The 19151-nt window shown below is 67.8% G+C and carries 19 protein-coding genes and 1 tRNA gene; 7 read left to right on the plus strand and 13 right to left on the minus strand.

Going from position 1 to position 19151, the window contains the following annotated elements; translation table 11 throughout:
- Window positions 1-16 precede the first annotated feature (16 nt).
- Both ACWEKR_RS27540 and ACWEKR_RS27545 read left to right on the plus strand, forming a co-directional pair.
- Entirely contained in the window at window positions 17-1018 is a 1002-nt protein-coding gene (locus tag ACWEKR_RS27540) for an ATP-binding cassette domain-containing protein (RefSeq protein ID WP_452356913.1), read from the plus strand.
- Window positions 1015-1863 carry an ABC transporter permease gene (locus ACWEKR_RS27545; RefSeq protein WP_159840942.1) on the plus strand — a complete coding sequence of 283 codons (849 nt, stop codon included), beginning with the start codon at window positions 1015-1017 and terminating at the stop codon, window positions 1861-1863. Before ACWEKR_RS27540 ends, ACWEKR_RS27545 begins: the two co-directional genes overlap by 4 nt.
- A 15-nt stretch (window positions 1864-1878) precedes the next feature.
- On the opposite strand, the gene ACWEKR_RS27550 is transcribed toward ACWEKR_RS27545, so the two are convergent.
- Window positions 1879-2091 (minus strand): hypothetical protein, encoded by a 213-nt coding sequence (locus tag ACWEKR_RS27550; protein ID WP_159840940.1) that lies wholly within the window; start codon window positions 2089-2091, stop codon window positions 1879-1881.
- Window positions 2092-2197: 106 nt separating this feature from the next.
- Here ACWEKR_RS27550 and ACWEKR_RS27555 point away from each other — a divergent pair, with 106 nt between their 5' ends.
- Both ACWEKR_RS27555 and ACWEKR_RS27560 read left to right on the plus strand, forming a co-directional pair.
- Window positions 2198-2725, plus strand: a complete 528-nt coding sequence (locus tag ACWEKR_RS27555) for a peptidylprolyl isomerase (RefSeq protein WP_452356914.1) — start codon at window positions 2198-2200, stop codon at window positions 2723-2725.
- Between the two features lie 4 nt (window positions 2726-2729).
- Complete coding sequence (locus tag ACWEKR_RS27560; RefSeq protein ID WP_452356915.1) at window positions 2730-3599, plus strand: rhomboid family intramembrane serine protease; 870 nt, start codon at window positions 2730-2732, stop codon at window positions 3597-3599.
- A gap of 55 nt (window positions 3600-3654) precedes the next feature.
- Here the strand turns inward: ACWEKR_RS27560 and ACWEKR_RS27565 are convergent, their stop codons facing one another.
- The gene (locus tag ACWEKR_RS27565; RefSeq protein WP_452356916.1) at window positions 3655-4140 is read right to left on the minus strand and encodes a PH domain-containing protein; all 486 of its coding nucleotides are present in this window, start codon (window positions 4138-4140) and stop codon (window positions 3655-3657) included.
- Window positions 4141-4231: 91 nt separating this feature from the next.
- Complete coding sequence (crgA, locus tag ACWEKR_RS27570) at window positions 4232-4495, minus strand: cell division protein CrgA (protein ID WP_452356917.1); 264 nt, start codon at window positions 4493-4495, stop codon at window positions 4232-4234.
- Window positions 4496-4591: 96 nt separating this feature from the next.
- Here crgA and ACWEKR_RS27575 point away from each other — a divergent pair, with 96 nt between their 5' ends.
- A complete protein-coding gene (locus tag ACWEKR_RS27575) occupies window positions 4592-5236 on the plus strand; it encodes an aminodeoxychorismate/anthranilate synthase component II (RefSeq protein ID WP_159840932.1) in 645 nt (214 codons plus the stop codon).
- Window positions 5233-5913, plus strand: coding sequence for a RibD family protein (locus ACWEKR_RS27580; protein ID WP_452356918.1), 681 nt, complete (start codon window positions 5233-5235; stop codon window positions 5911-5913). The genes ACWEKR_RS27575 and ACWEKR_RS27580 overlap by 4 nt, the downstream gene beginning before the upstream one ends.
- 217 nt (window positions 5914-6130) lie before the next feature.
- On the opposite strand, the gene ACWEKR_RS27585 is transcribed toward ACWEKR_RS27580, so the two are convergent.
- The 8 genes from ACWEKR_RS27585 to ACWEKR_RS27620 form a co-directional block, all read right to left on the minus strand.
- Complete coding sequence (locus ACWEKR_RS27585; RefSeq protein ID WP_195085121.1) at window positions 6131-6550, minus strand: CBS domain-containing protein; 420 nt, start codon at window positions 6548-6550, stop codon at window positions 6131-6133.
- Window positions 6551-6656: 106 nt separating this feature from the next.
- The gene (gene pknB / locus ACWEKR_RS27590; RefSeq protein ID WP_452356919.1) at window positions 6657-8558 is read right to left on the minus strand and encodes a Stk1 family PASTA domain-containing Ser/Thr kinase; all 1902 of its coding nucleotides are present in this window, start codon (window positions 8556-8558) and stop codon (window positions 6657-6659) included.
- On the minus strand, window positions 8555-10075 hold the full coding sequence (locus ACWEKR_RS27595) for a protein kinase domain-containing protein (RefSeq protein ID WP_452356920.1): 1521 nt from the start codon (window positions 10073-10075) through the stop codon (window positions 8555-8557). The genes pknB and ACWEKR_RS27595 overlap by 4 nt, the downstream gene beginning before the upstream one ends.
- Window positions 10076-10112: 37 nt before the next feature.
- Window positions 10113-11579, minus strand: coding sequence for a peptidoglycan D,D-transpeptidase FtsI family protein (locus ACWEKR_RS27600; protein WP_452356921.1), 1467 nt, complete (start codon window positions 11577-11579; stop codon window positions 10113-10115).
- A complete protein-coding gene (locus ACWEKR_RS27605) occupies window positions 11576-13060 on the minus strand; it encodes an FtsW/RodA/SpoVE family cell cycle protein (protein ID WP_452356922.1) in 1485 nt (494 codons plus the stop codon). Before ACWEKR_RS27605 ends, ACWEKR_RS27600 begins: the two co-directional genes overlap by 4 nt.
- On the minus strand, window positions 13060-14556 hold the full coding sequence (locus ACWEKR_RS27610; RefSeq protein WP_195085116.1) for a PP2C family protein-serine/threonine phosphatase: 1497 nt from the start codon (window positions 14554-14556) through the stop codon (window positions 13060-13062). Before ACWEKR_RS27610 ends, ACWEKR_RS27605 begins: the two co-directional genes overlap by 1 nt.
- Window positions 14553-15020 (minus strand): FHA domain-containing protein FhaB/FipA, encoded by a 468-nt coding sequence (locus tag ACWEKR_RS27615; protein WP_063017079.1) that lies wholly within the window; start codon window positions 15018-15020, stop codon window positions 14553-14555. Before ACWEKR_RS27615 ends, ACWEKR_RS27610 begins: the two co-directional genes overlap by 4 nt.
- A 205-nt stretch (window positions 15021-15225) precedes the next feature.
- Window positions 15226-16623: an FhaA domain-containing protein gene (locus tag ACWEKR_RS27620; protein WP_452356923.1), complete on the minus strand. Its 1398-nt coding sequence runs from the start codon at window positions 16621-16623 to the stop codon at window positions 15226-15228.
- Between the two features lie 225 nt (window positions 16624-16848).
- Here ACWEKR_RS27620 and ACWEKR_RS27625 point away from each other — a divergent pair.
- Window positions 16849-16931: transfer RNA gene (locus ACWEKR_RS27625), tRNA-Leu, on the plus strand.
- 89 nt (window positions 16932-17020) lie between these two features.
- Here ACWEKR_RS27625 and ACWEKR_RS27630 read toward each other — a convergent pair.
- Together ACWEKR_RS27630 and ACWEKR_RS27635 are read right to left on the minus strand one after the other, a co-directional pair.
- Window positions 17021-17449, minus strand: a complete 429-nt coding sequence (locus ACWEKR_RS27630; RefSeq protein WP_452356924.1) for an ester cyclase — start codon at window positions 17447-17449, stop codon at window positions 17021-17023.
- A gap of 151 nt (window positions 17450-17600) precedes the next feature.
- Window positions 17601-18992: a hypothetical protein gene (locus tag ACWEKR_RS27635; protein ID WP_452356925.1), complete on the minus strand. Its 1392-nt coding sequence runs from the start codon at window positions 18990-18992 to the stop codon at window positions 17601-17603.
- Between the last annotated feature and the right edge of the window lie 159 nt (window positions 18993-19151).

Consider the following 19151-nt stretch of genomic DNA (forward strand, 5'->3'; position numbering starts at 1 on the left):
CAACCTCAGGAGAATCATGCCCGACGCAATAGTCGCCGACGGGTTGGTCAAGAGATACGGCCGGCTGGTGGCCCTCGACGGACTCGACCTGCGAGTCCCGGAAGGCACCGTCACCGCACTGCTCGGACCCAACGGCGCAGGTAAGACCACCACCGTCCGAGTGCTCACCACCCTGCTCGTACCGGATGCCGGGCACGCGACGGTCGCGGGAATCGACGTGCTGCGTGATCCGCAGACACTACGATCCCGCATCGGGGCGTCGGGGCAATATGCCGCAGTCGACGAATATCTCACCGGTTTCGAGAATCTGGAAATGGTGGGACGTCTTTATCACATGGGCGTGCAACGGAGTAAGGCACGCGCGCGCGAATTGCTCGAGCGATTCCGGCTCACCGAAGCCGCGGACCGTCCGGTCAAGGGCTACTCCGGCGGTATGCGCCGTCGCCTCGACCTGGCGGGTGCGCTGGTCGCCAATCCACCCGTCCTGTTCCTCGACGAGCCGACCACCGGGCTGGATCCCCGTGCCCGCCTCGACCTGTGGGACGTCATCGAGGAACTGGTCGCGAGCGGGACCACGTTGCTGCTCACCACGCAGTACATGGAGGAGGCGGATCGGCTCGCCGATTCCATCGCGGTGATCGACCGTGGCAAGGTGATCGCCAAGGGCACCGCGGACGAACTCAAGACCATGGTGGGCGGCGATCGCATCGAGCTGACCGTCGACCGCGCCGACAATCTCGCGACGGCCGAGGCCGCACTGAAGAGCCTGGCCGACGGCGAGATCCATCTCGAACCGGGGCTGCGCCGGATCATCGTTCCGGTCGCCGACGGATCCCAAGCCTTGGTGGAGGCGGTCGGGCGGCTGGCCGACCACAGCGTGCAGATCCACGATGTCGGTCTGCGCCGTCCGTCCCTTGACGACGTTTTCCTCACTCTCACCGGCCACGAAGCGGAGACGATCGCCGCCGACGGCTCGTCGCAGGCCCAGTCGGAAGCTACGGAAGGAACGACCCGATGACCGCGACGGCTTCGGTCCCGGCACGGCCCTCGCTGGGCGCGCGACTGTCCATAGTGGTCAGCGACAGCGTGACCATCGCGAAACGCAACGTCATCAAGATCAAACGGGTGCCCGACGTGCTGATCTTCTCCACGTTGTCGCCGATCATGTTCGTGCTGCTGTTCGCTTACGTCTTCGGCGCGGCCATCGATGTGCCCGGTCTGTCCGGCGGATACCGCGAGTTCCTCATCGCGGGCATCTTCGCGCAGACCGTGGTGTTCGGCGCGACCTTCACCGGGGCGGGTTTGGCCGAGGACATGCAGAAGGGCATCATCGACCGATTCCGCTCCCTGCCGATGGCCTCGTCGGCGGTACTGGTCGGCCGCACGGTCAGCGACGTGGTGATCAACGTGGTCAGCCTGACGGTCATGTCATTGACCGGTCTGCTCGTCGGCTGGCGGATTCGCGGCTCGTTCCTGGACGCGGTGTTGGCCTACATCCTGTTGCTGCTGTTCGCCTACGCGGTGTCCTGGATCATGGCCGTGGTGGGCCTGCTGGTACGGGCGCCGGAGGTGTTCAACAACGCGAGTTTCATGGTGATCTTCCCGCTCACCTTCATCGCCAACACCTTCGTCCCCAGCGACAAGCTGCCCACCGCCCTGCGCGTGATCGCGGAATGGAACCCCGTTTCCGCGCTCACTCAGGCGACGCGTGACCTGTTCGGCAACACCAGTCCGCTCGCGCCGACATCGGACGCCTGGTCGCTGCGGCACCCGGTGATCACCTCCCTGGCCTGGGTGGTGGTGATCCTGGTGGTATTCGTGCCGCTGGCCCTGCGTCAGTACAAGAAGACCGTCAGTCGCTGATCTGCCGGGTGCGGGTCAGTGCTCGTGCTCCGCGCCGGCTCCCGCCACCGGGGTCGGTGCGGAGCCGTTGCGGGAGTATCCGATGCGCGGCGGCGCGGGGGCGGGTTCCGGCTGCTGCGGCCGCCGGGTGCGGACCAGATAGGCCACACCACCCGTCAGCGCGACGGCGGCCGCGAGGATGAGCCGGTTACGTGAACGCGAAGAGACATGCAGGCGCCCCGAGGTCATGGGACCACTGTATGCACAGGGCGGCGATTCGCGCAGGAGGCCCAGCTCACAAGCCGGTCCGGCCCAGTTCCGCGGCCCTGTCGCGGACCGTGGCACGATGGGCGGCGTGACCTCACCGAATCAGACATCCGTGGCAACGCTGCACACGAATCACGGCGATATCAAGCTTTCGCTCTTCGGTAACCACGCGCCCAAGACGGTCCGCAATTTCCTAGGTCTCGCCGACGGTTCGGCGCGGTACACCACCGCGAACGCGAGTGGAGGCAACACCGGCCCGTTCTACGACGGTGCCCTGTTCCATCGCGTGATGGCCGGCTTCATGATCCAGGGTGGTGATCCCACCGGCACCGGGCGCGGCGGCCCCGGCTACGAATTCGGTGACGAGTTCCACCCCGAACTGCGCTTCGACCAGGGCTACCTGCTGGCGATGGCCAACGCGGGGCCGGGCACCAACGGCTCGCAGTTCTTCATCACCGTCGGCCCGCAGCCGCACCTCAACCGCAAGCACACGATCTTCGGTGAGGTGGTGGACCCGGATTCCCGGAAGGTCGTCGACACGATCGCCGCCACCAGGACCGACCGCAACGACCGGCCGCTGGAGCCCGTCGTCATCACCAAGATCACGATCGAATGAGACTATGAATCCCCAGCCGCCCGCACCCACATGCGTCCGCCATCCGAATCGCCCTACCGGCCTGGCCTGCACGCGGTGCGGGCGGCCGTCCTGTGCGGAGTGCCTGCACCCCGCGGCCGTCGGCCAGCACTGTGTCGACTGTCTGCGTGCGGATCAGCGCAGCGCCGCGCCGGTGCGGACAGTCTCGGGCGCGGCGGCTCGAGCGTCCGCTCCCTATGTCACCTACGCGCTGATCGCGATCAACGTAGTGATCTACGCGATCACCGCGGCCCAGGCCAAGAGCTTGATGGACAACCAGCTGGGCTCCGCACTGTTCATCGACTGGGTCTTGTACGCACCGGCGGTCGCGGACGGTGAATGGTGGCGGGTGCTCGGTTCCGGATTCCTGCACTACGGCCCCATCCATCTGCTGCTCAATATGTTCGCCCTGTACGTGGTGGGCCGAGACGCCGAGCTGGTGCTCGGGCGATCGCGCTACCTGGCGGTGTACCTGGTCTCGCTGCTCGGCGGGTCGGCCGGAGTCATGCTGTTCGCGCAGAACAGCCTCACGGCGGGTGCGTCCGGTGCGGTGTACGGCATGTTCGGTGCGATCACGGTCATTCTGATCCGTCTGCGACAGAACCCGAATCAGATGCTCATCATCATCGGCATCAATGTGTTCATCAGTCTGTCGCTGCCCGGCATCTCGCTCTGGGGTCACCTGGGCGGACTGGCCGCGGGCACGCTCGCGACCCTGGGCATCCTGTTCCTGCCGGGCTGGCTGCGCGTGCGGACTCCGCAAGCGGCGCGGACCGTCGGCTGGGTGGCGGTGGCTCTGGTCGCGGTCGCGGCATTGGCCGCAGTGACTGTGAGCGCTATCACTTCGACTGTCTGACAGGGGGATTGGCTTCACGTGAAACATTCGGTCGGCAGAGTCACCGGATGTCTCGTCAGCGGGTCTTGTCCTCGGTGAGCCGCAGTGCTCCGACCAGTTGTTGGTAGACGAGCTCCGGGTTGGCGCCCAGATCCCAGCGGCCGAAGATCAGCAGCCGCTCCGCGCCGTCGTGCAGGACGTCGAGTTCCAGCATCGGCATCTTGCGTCCGAGACGCCGGTAGCTCACCACCCGGGCGCGAACGATCTGTTCCGGGGCGTACTCGTCCGGTCCGGTCAGCGTGCGGACCACCATGCGTGGTCGCTCGCCGGTTACCACGGACAGCCGCGGGCGTTGCCGGAATCCGAGCCCGGCGAGCGCGAGCAGGCCGACGGCTGCCAGCCCGACGAGCAGGCGGCTGGCCGCCTCGGTGGTCACCACCGCGGCAACGGCCAAGGCGATGCCGCCGACGGCGACCGCGGCGAGCGCGGGCGTCGGTGTGGTCCAGGTCAGGCTCGGCTCGTCACGATCCAGTGGGCCGGGGACGGAGCGCTCCGGACTCACGACACTCCCCAATCGCTCCTCGAGTTGTACACAGGCTCATCCACAGGTGTGCATGAATGACACGTCTGTAATCCGGGTCGATGTCGCCGGCTCAGCGCCAGCGCATCGTCATGATCAAGCCCACCACCATCAGGCCGAAGCCGATCAGGAAGTTCCAGGCGTTGAGGTCGTTCATCCAGCTGATCTGCTCGGCTGCCAAGTAGTAGACGAGCAGCCACACCAGCCCGGCGAGCATGAACCCGAGCATGATGGCGACATACCAGGCCGGAGAGGGGCCGGCCTTCACCTTCACCGGGGTCCGGCTGGCGGGGTTGATCGTGTAGTCGGTCTTCTTACGGACCTTCGACTTGGGCATGACGTCCTCGAATTCGGCGGCAGGTCGTGTTCTCTAGGCTATCCCAACAGGTAATGGATGCGACGCGGTGCCGTGCGGGGACGTAATCTCGATGCCATGCGTGTTCTGGTCGTCGACAATTACGACAGCTTCGTCTTCAACCTGGTGCAATACCTCGGCCAGCTCGGTGTCGACGCTGTCGTGTGGCGTAACGACGATCCGAATCTGGCCGACGTCGGCGCGGTTGTGCGCGACTTCGACGGCATTCTGATCAGCCCCGGCCCAGGCACCCCGGATCGTGCGGGCGCCAGCATCCCGCTCGTGCGCGCCTGCGCGGAGCAGAGTGTCCCGCTGCTCGGCGTATGCCTCGGGCACCAAGCGATCGGCGAGGCGTTCGGCGCCACCGTCACCAGGGCTCCCGAGTTGTTGCACGGGAAGACCAGCGAGGTGTTCCACATCGGCGCCGGCGTGCTGGCCGGTCTGCCCGACCCGTTCACCGCCACGCGGTACCACTCGCTCACCGTGCTCGAGGAGACCCTCCCGGAGGAGATCGAGGTACTCGGACGCACCGAGAGCGGGATTGTGATGGCCATGCGTCATCGGACCCTGCCTATCCACGGTGTGCAGTTCCATCCGGAATCGGTGCTGACCCAGGGTGGGCATCGCATGCTGGCGAACTGGCTCGGCGTGTGCGGGAAGCGTCCCGCGGAGGGCTTGGTGCAGGCGCTGGAGGCGGAGGTCGCCGCGCTGGTGTTGCAGTGACCCGTCCGCATGTGCTGCTGTCGGCCGCGGTGAGCGTCGACGGGTACATCGACGACGCGAGTCCCGAGCGGCTGCGCTTGTCCGGCGCCGCGGACTTCGATCGGGTCGACCAGGTCCGCGCGGACTCCGACGCCATCCTGGTCGGCGCGCAGACCTTGCGCAGCGACAACCCGCGGTTGCTCGTCGACAGCTCCGAGCGCAGGGCAGCCCGCGTCGCGGCGGGTAGAACGGAGTACCCGCTGAAGGTCACGCTCTCGGCGAGCGGCGAACTGGATCCCGGGCTGCGGTTCTGGCACCACGGCGGCGACAAACTCGTCTACACCACCGCGGCGGGCGCGCCGAAACTCACCGCCCGGCTGGCGGGACTGGCCGAAGTCGTGGATCTGGGCGCCGACCTCGACTTCGGTGCGCTGTTGGACGACCTCGGCCGACGCGGTGTCGAGCGCCTCATGGTGGAGGGCGGCACCCGTATCCACACCGCATTTCTCGCTGCCGATCTGGCCGACGAACTGCACTTGGCGATCGCCCCCATCCTGGTCGGCGACGCCGCCGCGCCGCGTTTTGTCGATCCGGCCGACTTTCCTGGGGCGCCACACCGCAGGATGCGATTAGCGGGCGTGACGCAAGTCGGCGATGTCGCCGTGTTGCGATATCTACCGAAGGCCGAGCCGATCTGACGCCGCTGCCGCGTTCAACGATCGACGTCGTGCGCCACGGCTACGAGCGCGTGAACCGCGGACGACGGTTAGGCCGTCCGCGGTTCAAGCCTGTATCGCCCTTCGTGCCGAGTTGCCGGACCTCAGGAGCGCTGTCGCCGAGTGGATTCAGCCTCGGGGCGGCACGGCAGCTCGTGTCGAAGTGCCCGCGGAAGGTGCGGTGACCTGCTTCCGGGATCTATGGACGCCCGTAGACGGCGGTCACGAACTCGCCGAGCTGGTTGTCGTCCAGGTGCCTGGCCAGATCCGCCTCGCTGATCATGCCGACCAGCCGCTTGTTCTCGATCACCGGCATGCGCTTGACGCGGTTGCTTTCCATCTCATCGAGAACTTCCTCGATGTCGGCGTTGGCGTCGACCCACCGTGGCGTCGCTTCGCACAGTTCGTCGACGCGGCAATCCGCCGGCGCCTTGCCCTGGGCGATGCACTTCACCACGATGTCGCGGTCGGTCACGATGCCGCACATCCGCTCGTTCTCGTCCGAGATGATCAAGGACCCGACGTTGAGCTCGGCCATGGTGCGCGCGGCCTGCTGGATGGTCGTGTCCTTCGAGATCCACTGAACGCCCGGTTTCATGATGTCCCTGGCAGTGGTCATGAGCTACCTCCTCGTGCTCAGCTGCGCTGATTGGGATGGAGCAGCATCATTCTCCCGCAATTCACACCGGATGGTCTCGTTTTCTGGATACCAGCGGCGACGCCGATCACGGCGGGCCGAGCACCCCCACACCGACCAGGATGGCGCTGTTCTTCTGGATGGAACTGCCCGCGGACGGTTGCTGGCTGAGGATGCGCCCGACATTGCCCGCGTCGAAGGTGCCCTGCGGCGACTGGCTGATCTGGCTGGTGCTACCCGACCAGCCTTCCGCGCGCAGCTTCTCCACCGCCTGCGAGACGGTGAGGCCGATCAGTGACGGCATCCTGAGATCACCCGCGGACACCTGGACGGTGACCGTGGAACCCTTCTCCGCGTTGCTGCCGCCGGCCGGAGTGGAGGCGACCACCTCGCCCTTGGGCTTGGAGGACTGCACCTCTTGGACAACGACCTTGAAGCCGTTGCCCTCGATGTTCGGCTGGGCCACATCGATCGACTGGCCGACGACGTAGGGCACCCGCACGGATTCCGGACCGGTGCCGACCGTGACGACGACTTCCCAGTCGACGTCCACCTTCGAACCCGGCGACGGGTTCTGCTCGATCACCTGATCCTTCTCGGCGGTGCTCGACGGCTTGCGCTCGATGTTCGGGTTGATCCGCAGACCCTTGGAGTTCAGCACCTGCTCGGCCTGCTCCTGGGTCAGCCCCGTCAGCTTCGGCACCTGGACCTGCGCGGGACCGGAGGACACCTGGACGGTGACCGTGCTGCCCTCGTCGATCCGCGAGCCGCCGAGTGGCTGGGTGGCGATGACGTTGCCCGTCGCGATCTTGCTGTCGGGCTTCTGCTGGACCGCCACTGTGAAGCCGAGCTTCTGCAACGCGTCCTGCGCTTGCTGCGAGGACTTGTTGGACAGGTCGGGAACGGCCACTTGATCCGGGCGGCTACCCGGGCCGAGCAGCACCCAGAACAGCGCGAACGCCACGGCGACAGCCGCGGCGACGCCGAGCGCGATGTAGGTGGTCCGACGCCGGCCGTTCGGCTCGGCCGGATCCTGTTCCGCGGTATCGTCGTGCCGCTCGACCGTGCGGTAGATGCGCGGCGGGGGCTCGTCCTGGCCCATGAAGGTGGTGCGATCCTCGTCGGTCATCACCATGGGAGCGCTGGGTTTCTGACCGCCGAGCACCCGGATCAGGTCGGCACGCATCTCCGCCGCGGTCTGGTAGCGGTTGGCCGGATTCTTGCTCATCGCCTTGAGCACGACCGAGTCCAGCTCGCGCGGGACGCCCGAGTACACATGCGAGGGCAGCCGCGGATCCTCCCGGACGTGCTGGTAGGCGACCGCGACCGGTGAGTCACCCGTGAAAGGTGGCTCGCCGGTGAGGATCTCGAACAACACACAGCCGACGGAGTAGACGTCCGAGCGCGCGTCCACCGTTTCGCCGCGGGCCTGTTCCGGCGAGAGATACTGCGCCGTGCCGATCACCGCCGCGGTCTGGGTCATCGGGTTGGAACTGTCGGCGAGCGCGCGCGCGATGCCGAAGTCCATCACCTTCACCGCGCCCGCCCGGTTGATCATGATGTTCGCGGGCTTCATGTCGCGGTGCACGATCCCGGCCTTGTGGCTGAAATCCAAAGCGGCGCAGACATCCGCGACGACCTCCATCGCGCGGCGCGGCGGGAGCGGTCCCTTGCCGCGCACGATGTCGCGCAGCGTGTCGCCGTCGACGTACTCCATCACGATGTAGGGCAGCGGGCCGCCGTCCACCTCGGCCTCGCCGGTGTCGTAGACCGCGACGATGGCCGGATGGTTGAGCGCGGCGGCGTTCTGCGCTTCGCGCTTGAACCGCAGGTAGAACGTGGGGTCGCGGGCCAGGTCCGCCCGCAGCACCTTGATCGCCACATCCCGGCTCAGCCGGACGTCGCGCGCCTTGTGCACCTCGGACATACCGCCGAACCCGATGATCTCGCCCAGCTCGTAGCGAGACGAGAGATTCTTCGGGGTCGTCATGGCAGTCCTTGCGGAGGAGTGGCGGTGCTGTTACGGGTGGCCGATGGCCCCCGGGCACCGGGAATCTCGGGGAACGGTAGATCGAGGGTGGGGACGCGCGGCCGGGTAGTGGTGGTCGGCGCGGTGGTGGTCGGCTTGGTGGTGCTCGGTGCCGTGGTGGTGGGCGGCGGGGTGGTCGTCGTCGGCTCCGGTGTCGTGGTCTTCGGCTCGGTGGTGGTCGGCTCGTAGGTCTCGGTCTCCACCGGCGCGGGCGCGGGCTTGGGGGTGGTCGTGGTGGCCACCGGCGGCGCGGGCTTGGGGTTCGGCGCGAACGTCGTGGTGGGCGACGGTGTCGAATCCGGGTTGGTGTCGCCGCCGAACAACAAGAAGACCGTCAGCGCGCCGAGCAGCACGGCGCCGATACCCAGACCCGCCAACCATTTCTGGGTCGAGGTGAACCGCTTGTCGTCGCCGGGCGGCGGACCGCCCGCCGCGGCGCCACGGCTGAGCACGGTGGCCGGGGCGGCGACCGTGCCCGCGCGATTCGCCGCGTTCACCGCGCCTGCCGCGGGCGTCGAGTAGCGCACCGTCGCACCGTCGAAGTCGGATGGGGTGGAGGGGATCACGGCGGTCGGGCCGGGCGGGAGGACTCGCGTGGCGCCGGTGAGGGGCGCGGCGGGGTGGGCGCCGCTCGGCGGCGGCGGACGTCGGCCCGCGCGCACCGCGGCGACCGCGTCGGCGAACTCGCCGCCACTGGCGTAGCGGCGCCCCGGATCCTTCTCCATCGTGATCTCGATGAGCTCGCGCACATTGCCGGGCAGATCGGCCGGCATCGGGGGCGGCGTCTCGCGCACGTGCTTCATCGCGACGGTGAGCGCGCCGTCGCCGGTGAACGGCCGTTGTCCGGACAGCGCCTCGTAGCCGACCACGGCGAGCGAATACACGTCGCTGGCCGCGGAGGCGTCCTCGCCGACCGCCTGTTCCGGTGCGATGTACTGCGCGGTGCCCATCACCATGCCGGTCTTGGTCACCGGGGACGCGTCCACCGCCTTGGCGATACCGAAGTCGGTGATCTTCGCCTGTCCGGTCGGGGTGACCAGGATGTTGCCCGGTTTCACGTCGCGATGCACCACGCCCGCGCGGTGCGCCACCTCCAGAGCGCGCCCGGTCTGCTCGAGCAGGTCGAGGCCCTGGGCGACCGACAGCCTGCCCAGGCGGTTGAGCACCGTGTTCAGCGGTTCGCCCTGGACGAATTCCATGACCAGGTAGGCGATCTCGCTGCCTTGCGGGTCGATCGTCTCGCCGTAGTCGTAGATCCCCGCGATACCGGGGTGATTCAGCTGGGCGGTGGTCTTCGCCTCGGTGCGGAATCGATGCCGGAACGTCGGATCGGCCGAGAACTCCGATTTCAGCACCTTGACCGCGACCCTGCGGTCCAACCTGGTGTCCAGCGCTTCCCAGACCTGGCCCATGCCGCCGGTCGCGATCAGTCGCTGCAGCCGGTACCGGTCGGCGATCATCGCACCGTTGTTCAGCATCGAGGTCCCCGTACCTTCACTCGCACATCCATATCGTTCAGCCCCCTCGAAGACCGGCGTCGAGAACCGCGCGAGCCACCGGCGCGGCGACCGAGCCACCGGTCGCGGCAAGCGCCCGGTCCCCACCGTTCTCCACAATCACCGCGATGGCGATCTTCGGGTTCTGCGCGGGGGCGAACGCGATATACCAAGCATGCGGCGGCGTGTTGCGCGGGTTCGTCCCGTGCTCCGCGGTGCCGGTCTTGGACGCGATCTGATAAGGGGTCTGGTTACCTCCAGCCGTGTTGCCCTCCGACGCGATCATCAGGTTGGTCACGGTCGACGCTACATCGGCGCTGACGGCTTGGCCGACCGAGACCGGCTTGGTCTTCGACAGCTCGCTCAGATCCGGGCCCTGCAACTGATCGACCAGGTAGGGCTCCATCCGGACACCGCCGTTGGCGATGGTCGCCGCGACGACCGCGTTCTGCAGCGGGGTCAACGCCACGTCGCGCTGCCCGATGCTGCTCTGAGCCAGGGCGGCGTCGTCGGAGATCGGGCCGACGGTGCTCTCCGCCACCGGCATCGGGATACCCCGGTGCGGGCCGACACCGAACGCGGCCGCTTCGTCCTTGAGGGTCGAAGCGCCCACCTTGATGCCGAGTTCGGCGAAAGCGGTGTTGCACGAGCGCCGGAACGCCTCGAGCAGCGAAGCGGTCGGGTTCGGACCGCACGTGGTGCCGTTGTAGTTCTCCATCGGGGTGCTGGTGCCCGGTGGGGTGAAGGTCGGCGCGGCGGTGAACTGGTCGTCGGGAGTCGCGACGCCGTTGGCCAGCGCGGCGGCGGTGACCACGACCTTGAACGTGGACCCGGGCGGATAGGTCTGCGAGATGGCCCGATTGAGCATGGGATGGTTCGGATCCGCGCTCAGCGTTTCCCAGGCCTGGGTGCCGCGCGCGCCGTCGTGCCCGGACAGCAGGTTCGGGTCGTAGCTCGGCGTGGACACCATGGTCAGGATCTTGCCGGTGCTCGGCTCGATCGCCACCACCGAGCCGGTGTAGCCCTTGCGGGTCATCTGCTCGTAGGCGACCTGCTGCATCAGCGGATTGAGCGTGGTGAGCACGTTGCCGCCGCGCGGGTCCCGGCCGGAGATGAGGTCGACGAGGCGGCTGCCGAACAGCTGACTGTCGGAGCCGTTGAGTACCGAGTCCTCGGATCGTTCCAATCCGGTGCTGCCGTACTGCATCGAGTAGAAACCGGTGGCGGGGGCATACGCCTCCGGCTCGGTCGGGTAGGCGCGCAGGTACTTGTAGCGGTCGTCGGTGGCGATGGAACTGGCCAGCACGGTGCCGCCCGCCGAGATCTGCCCGCGCTGGCGGGCGTACTCGTCCAGCAGAACCCGGGAGTTGCGCGGATCGGAGCGCAGGTCGTCGGCCTTGATCACCTGGACGTAGGTGGCGTTGGCCAGCAGCGCGACGACCATCACCATCACCGCGATCGCGACTCGGCGTAGTGGAGTGTTCATGTCAGCTGCCCCGCCTCCGGTCGTCCGCCGTCGCGCCGCAGCAGCTCCGTCTGCGCGTCGGCGATCGGCGCCGGTTCTTTCTTGCGCACCGGGGCGGGTGCGCGGGCGGCGTCGGAGACCTTGATCAGCAACGCCAGCAATGCGTAATTGGCCAGCAGCGAAGAGCCGCCGTAGGACATGAAGGGGGTGGTGAGACCGGTCAGCGGAATCAGCTTGGTCACACCCCCGACCACGACGAACAGCTGAACCGCGATGGTGAACGCGAGGCCGGCGGCGAGCAGCTTGCCGAAGCTGTCGCGCACCGCGAGGGCGGTGCGCAGGCCGCGTACCACGAAGACGAGGAACAGCACCAAGACCGCGGCGAGCCCGATCAGCCCGAGTTCCTCGCCGATGGTGGTGACGATGAAGTCGGTCTTGGCGAAGGGCACCTGGCTGGGCCTGCCGCTGCCCAAGCCGGTCCCGGCGAGTCCGCCGGTGGCCAGACCGAATAGCGACTGAGAGATCTGGTAGCCGGTGTTGTTGTAGTCGTCGAACGGGTGCAGCCAGGTGGCCACCCGGACCCGCACGTGGCCGAACAGCTGGTAGGCGAAAATGAAACCGAGGGCGAGCAGCCCGCCGCCGATGACCAGCCAGCCGACCCGTTCGGTGGCGATGTAGAGCATGACGAGCACCGTGCTGAAGATCAGCAACGAGGTGCCGAGGTCCTTCTCGAACACCAGCACGCCGATGCAGACGATCCAGACGGCCAGGATCGGACCGAGGTCGCGACCGCGCGGGAACTCCATGCCCAGCACGTGGCGACCGGCGGCGGTGAAGAGCTCGCGCTTGGCGACCAGCACCGAGGCGAAGAAGATGATCAACAGGATTTTCGCGAACTCACCCGGTTGCACGCTGAACCCGGGCAGCCGAATCCAGATCTTCGCGCCGTTGGTCTCGGAGAACTTGCTGGGCAGCAGCGCCGGGATGGCGAGGGCGACCAGACCGACCAGACCCAGGGTGTAGCTGTAGCGGGCCAGGGTGCGGTAATCGCGCAGCGTGATCAGGAGCGCGATGAACACGAGCGTGCCCAGCGCGGTCCACAGGATCTGCTGGGTGGCGTCGGGTGACGGGGTCGCCCACGAGTTGTAGATGGCGGTCTGCTGGTCGGCCAGATCCAGCCGGTGGATCAGAACGAGGCCGAGTCCGTTGAGCAACGCGACGATCGGCAGCAGCAGCGGATCGGCGAAGGGAGCGAACCGCCGCACCGCCAGGTGCGCGACCGCGAACAGCGCCAGGTAGGCCAGGCCGTACTTGGCGATATCCCAGGTGAGCGACTGTTCCTGACTGGCCTCGACCAGGAAGAGGGACACGGTGGTGATCACCGCCGCCGCCGCGAGCAGCAACAGTTCGACGTTTCGTCTGGTGCTCGGCGGTGGCGCGGGAGCGAAGCCGCCCGGGGGACTGGGAAATGCTCCAGCCGACGGCGGTGCCGGCGCGGACATCAGTCCGTCACCCGGCAGTTCTCCCCCGCGGTCTGGGGGTTGGGTGACGTGGTGCTCGACGGCACGGCCGGAGCCTCCGACTTTGTCGGTGTCTTGATCTCGGTGCCCCTGGCGTCACCCTGTTCCGGCGCCGGAGCCGGCGCGGCGGTGGCAGGTGCGGGCGGAGCGCCGTTGGGCGCGGGCGGTGCGGTCTCGACCGGCGGAACGACCCCTGGCTGCGGCGCCGCTTCCTTGACCGGGCACGGCGGCAGCAGTTCTCGCTGGGCGAGGTAGGTCATCGAGTCCCTGGCCTTGTCCAGCGAACCCGGCGGCAAGCCCTTGTCCACCTGGTCGCGGCCGGTCTGCTTCAGATCGTCGACCTTCAGCGGCTTGCACGCGGAAGGGACGTCCGCGCCGGGCTCGGTCAGAGTGAGTTCGCCGTTGCGGGTGACGCACCCGACCAGGTTCACGTCATGGATCGAGTAGCCGAGGATCGACCCCGGCAGCCCGCGCAGGATCACCACCGAGCCGTCGTCGGCGCCGACGTAGTAGTTGCTGCGGATCATCTTGTAGCCGACCACGAGGCCCACGCAGACGGCGACGACGAGCGCCAGCGCGAGCACGATCCAGCGCAAGCGGTGCGACTTCTTCGCAGGCGGCTCGGGCGCGGCGGCGGCCCGGCGCGGAGCGGCGCGCGGCGGGCGCAAGGCGGAGGCGCGGCCCGCGGCGGTGTTCGGCGGAGGGGTGTCCTCGTCGACGCCGGATGCGGCGCCCGCCACGATCGGGTGGCTCTGGCCGTAGTCGAGATCGATGACGTCGGCCACGACGACGGTGACGTTGTCCGGGCCTCCGCTGCGCAACGCCAGCTCGATGAGCCGGTCGGCGCACTCGTCGGTGCTGCCTTCGCGCATCGTGTTCGCGATGGTCTCGTCGCTGACCACGTCGGAGAGGCCGTCGGAGCACAGCAGGTAGCGGTCACCGGCGCGCGATTCGCGCATGATCAGCGTCGGCTCGATCTCGTTGCCGGTGAGCGCGCGCATGATCAGCGAACGCTGCGGATGCGTGTGCGCCTGCTCCGGTGTGATCCTGCCCTCGTCGACCAGCGACTGGACGAACGTGTCGTCGCGGGTGATCTGGGTGAGCTCGCCGCCGCGCAACAGGTAGGCGCGCGAGTCGCCGATGTGCACGAGGCCGAGTTTCCTGCCCGCGAACAGGATTGCGGTGAGCGTGGTGCCCATGCCGTCGAGCTCGGGCTCCTCCTCGACCTGATCGGCGATAGCCGCGTTGCCTTCCCGGGTCGCCGCGTCGAGCTTGCCGAGCAGATCGTCGCCGGGTTCGTCGTCGTCGAGATGGGCGAGCGCGGCGATCATCAACTGGGACGCGACTTCTCCCGCGGCATGGCCACCCATACCGTCGGCGAGTGCGAGCAGCCGGGCGCCCGCGTACACGGAGTCTTCGTTGTTGCCTCGGACGAGACCACGGTCGCTGCGCGCTGCGTAGCGGAGAACAAGTGTCACGATCGCAGCTCGATCACTGTCTTGCCGACACGGACGGGCGTGCCGAGTGGAACACGGACGGCGGTGGTGACTTTCGCGCGATCGAGGTAGGTGCCGTTCGTCGAGCCGAGGTCTTCCACGTACCAGTCGTCACCACGCGGAGACAGTCGCGCATGCCTGGTCGAGGCGTAATCATCGGTGAGCACCAGCGTGGAATCGTCCGCACGCCCGATCAGCACCGGTTGGGTGCCGAGCGAGATGCGGGTGCCGGCGAGTGAACCCTGAGTCACCACAAGAAATTTGGCGCCCTTCTGGCCCCGGCTGAAAGACGGCAGCACCGCGGCACCGCGTGGGGCCTTGGGCTGGATCCGAATGCCGGATGCCGCGTAGATGTCGCTGCGCAACGTGCGCAGCACAGCCCACACGAACAACCACAACAGCAGCAGGAACCCCGCACGGGTCAGTTGCAGGATCAGTCCCTGCACGGCGCTCCACCTCCTGTTCGACCGTGTACGTCGGTGCCGTAGGTGCGGTTCGACCACCCCCACCAGCCTGCTGGTCTTGCCGGCCCCGATGTCGGCGCCGCGCGTGTGTTGGCAGCATCATAGGGCCGTAGGTCGATTTCGATCACGATACGACCGACGAATCCCTCGAGAGCCATCTCGTGACCTGCACCGCGAGCTTACGGGATCAGACGATGCGGATCAGGATCTCGGAGTGCCCGGCACGGATGACGTCGCCGTCGGCGAGCTGCCAATCCTGGACGGGGGAACCGTTCACCAGGGTGCCGTTGGTGGAGCCGAGATCGGACAACATCGCGGTCTGGCCGTCCCAGCGCACCTCGATGTGCCTGCGCGAGACGCCCGTGTCGGGCAGGCGGAAGTGCGCGTCCTGGCCGCGGCCGATGATGTTGCTGCCTTCCCGCAGCTGGTAAGTCCGGCCACTGCCGTCATCCAGCTGGAGGGTCGCCGAATAGCCCGAGCCCGCCTGCGGCGCAGCGCCGTAGCCTGCTCCGCCCGCATAGCCTTGCGGCGCGCCGTACCCCGGTTGCTGAGAGTATGCCTGGCCGTAGCCACCTTGCTCCTCCTGGCCGTAGCCAGCCTGGTCGGCGTAGTTCTGATCGCCGTAGCCCGGGTCGGTGTATCCCGACTGGCCGTAGCCGGGCTGACTGTAGCCCGGCTGGCCGTAACCCTGGTCGGCGTAGCCCTGCTGGCCGTAACCCTGCTCGCCGTAGCCCGGCTGGCCGTAACCCTGGTCGGCGTAGCCCTGCTGGCCATAACCTTGCTCGCCGTAGCCCGGCTGGCCGTAGCCGCGCTCGGCGTAGCCGCCCTGCTGGCCGTAGCCGGATTCCCCGTAGCCGCCCTGCTGGCCATAGCCGGACTCGCCGTACCCGCCCTGCTGGCCGTAGCCCTGGCCACCCTGCGGGTAGTCGTAGCCGTTCTGGTAGTCGCCGTAACCCTGCTGCGCGTCCGGAGCCTGGTAATCCGCCCCGTACGCGCCGCCGCGGCCGTAGTCGTCGCGGTACGCGCCGTTCTGCGCACCGCCGCGACCGGCAGGCGGTGGAGCGTACCCGCGGTTGCGTGGATCGGACTCCGCGGGCTCACGGCTCGGGTCGTAGCCTGAGTTCTGCGTCATGGGGCCAGCTCCTGGTTGCGGGTTTGCAGGTCGTTGTGGCGGTGATTCGGGGCCGCGAGCCGCGCTGGCTCTGTGTCCGACGTCGGGATCGACGCGGCCACTCGCCCTGAACTGTCCGGTGTGCAGCGTAGGTGATGCCTCGAACGCCACGTGTACTTCGCCGTAGGTCTGCCAGCCTTGGTCGCGGATGTAGTCCTGAAGGTGTTTGGCGAACGCGCGGGTGGTGAGGTCGTGGTCGGCATCCAACTGCTGGTGATCGGAGGTGTTGATCGTTATCACATAGCTGTTGGGCGCAAGCAGATGTCCGCCGCCCAGGTCCTGGACGTGGTCGGCGGCCTCGCGTTGCAGCGCCGCCTCCACCTCCTGGGGTACGACACTGCCGCCGAACACTCGGGCGAACACGTCACCGACGGCGCCTTGCAGGCGACGCTCGAATCGCGAAACGATGCCCATCTCGGCCTCCCTTCGGTGCGCGTCTCTTCCTGATTCGTAACAACGACACGCGTGTATGGCGTGTCGTTAATCGACCACGTTCATTGCATGATATCCACGATCGTCCACACCTGTAACTCTTGGCGGCGGCCCCAGGTTCCCAGGCCTGCCCGGCCCCCCGGTCAGGCCTCTGAAATGGCGATTTCGTATCCGGAGCACGGCCGTGATACTGTCTCCCAGTCGCTCGGGCGAGTGGCGGAATGGCAGACGCGCTGGCTTCAGGTGCCAGTGTCCTTCGGGACGTGGGGGTTCAAGTCCCCCTTCGCCCACAAACGGGAAGCCGTGTTTCAGGTTCATTCTGATACACGGCTTTCCCTGTTTTTGTGGTTCGAATCGCCGGTGACCGATGTCGCGCGCGTCAGCGCTCTGTCACAGCGGGCAGTACCCCCAGTTGCTGCAGGAGTCCGAGCGCGTCCGTGTCCGACCACTTCTCCGCGATCTTGCCGTCCGCGATCCGGTGGATCGCTGTGCCCGTCATCGTCAATTCGTTCCCGGTCGCCGGTATCCCCGGCAGGTCCCCGGTATGGCGGCCGTACGCGGTGAGTCGTGTGACGACCCGGTCGCCCTCGGCCAACTGGTCCTCGATCACGTGCCGCCCCGGAGTGGCGTCCCAGACCATGCGGAACGCCTGTTTGAGGCCCTCGCGACCCGGGGCCAGGCCGGGAAACGGAGGCGGCGAGTGATCCAGGTAATCCTCGGCGACGAGGTCGTTCATGGCGTCGATGTTCCCCGCGTCGATCTCCGCGTAGAACCGGCGGACCAGTGCTTTGTTGGCTTCCAGCGACATGTCCGACCTTTCTCCTCCGGTGCCGGGGCCGCGAACGGCCGTCGTTTACCCGAGTGTCGCACCGCGCGGACAGCAACCTCTGACAACACTGCTCAGAACACGGATACAGCTTGGTAGCGAACGATCAGGAAAGGGCCTTCGCGCCGCGCGCTCAGTCCACCGGGCCGTGGCGGTCGAGGAAGCGCTGCTCGAACGCGGCGATGAATCGCGCCGGATCGATGGCCGAGGACGAGTGCACGAACTCGCCGTCGTCGGCGATATAGAAGATCGCCCGTTCCGACCGCGGGTTCTCGGGAGCGGGCACGTGCACCATCCAGCCGAAGCGGAAGCGCTCGGCGGTCAGCCGTGACAGCGGATACCCGGTGGTGTCCAGCCGCCGTCCGGTGACGTAGTCCCGGACCTGGCTGATCGCCTGTTCGGCGGGCATCGGCTCGGGCACCGTGGACAGCAGCCCGGCCACCGAGAACTGATAGAGCGCGCCGTCGATGTCGAAGCGGCCGTCGTCGCCGAAGACGGCGACCAGCGTGGCTCTTGTCACTCTCCCCGCCTCGGCGGCGGACAGCAACGCTCCTATCGCCTCTATCTCGGCCTCGCCCGGACGGTCCCCGAGCATCCCTGCCACGATCTTGGTCGCCGTCTCGCGTGTCCAGACGCCCGGCACCGCGGGCGCGCACTCCTGGGCCGACGGCGACTGCCCGCGATACCACCGCCCGGCTTCCCACCAGTAGCAGAACGACAGCAGACCGGAAGCGGCCCGCGGATTCAAGACGGGGTCGGCCACCCAGTCCGGCGCGCCGCCGTACAGCTCGGGCATCGGTGCGCCGGCGTTGTACACGGCGTCCAGGGTCGGTGCGTTCCATACGCCACCGGACAACACGGCGCGTCCGGCCGGAAGCGCGTGCAACGTGGAACCACCGCGCGCGGTGCCTTCGAAGACTCCGACCCACGGCAGCATCCGAGGGCCCCATTCCGACTTCGCCGCCACGAAGGCCGCCGAGATCGTCGTCCAGCGGGCCCACATCTGCGGGAACGGGGGGAACTCGTTCTCCGCGAGGACCGCCCACACCTGTTCGGCCCGGTCGGCGCGGGCTTGGGCGGCGGCCTGCTGTGGAGTACGCCGCTGCCGGTCGCCGTGCCCGATGTAGGCGGCCAACCACACCGGCACCTTTTCGCGCGGATACGCCTCCAGATCGGCGCGATACGCCTCCGGCACGAACAGTTGATTGTCCGGGAAGGGTTCGTCGCCGTAGTCGTAGGCGACCTCGATCCGGCCGGAATTCGTCATCGCGATCATCATTCGCCACCACGGGGGCGCGCCGGAGCCGGCCGCGATCGCCCGGTGCTCCCGGACGAGGGCAAGCACCGGTTCGGGCGGGTTCACCGACACCGCCTCCCGCCCGACGGAGTACACGAGTTGGGCGATCTCACCCACCACCGTGACCGCGAACACCGCGTCCACCCGCTCCCACCCGGTCGGCGCGTGCGCCGCCAGCGCACGAGAGAGTGGGTGTTCCATGGTCAACCCACCGGGTGCGTCTGCCACGTCGTCCTCCGTATCGATATACAGTCACCGCTCTCGCCGCACACCGCGGAGTGAGCAGTGCCGGCTGCGGTGGCGACGCGAATGTCGAAGATAGCCGGGGCGCGATATGTCGCACTCAGCGGAGAGCAATCGAAGCCGGGATCGTTCACCCGCTGCTTT

The sequence above is a fragment of the Nocardia sp. NPDC004573 genome (assembly GCF_053602135.1).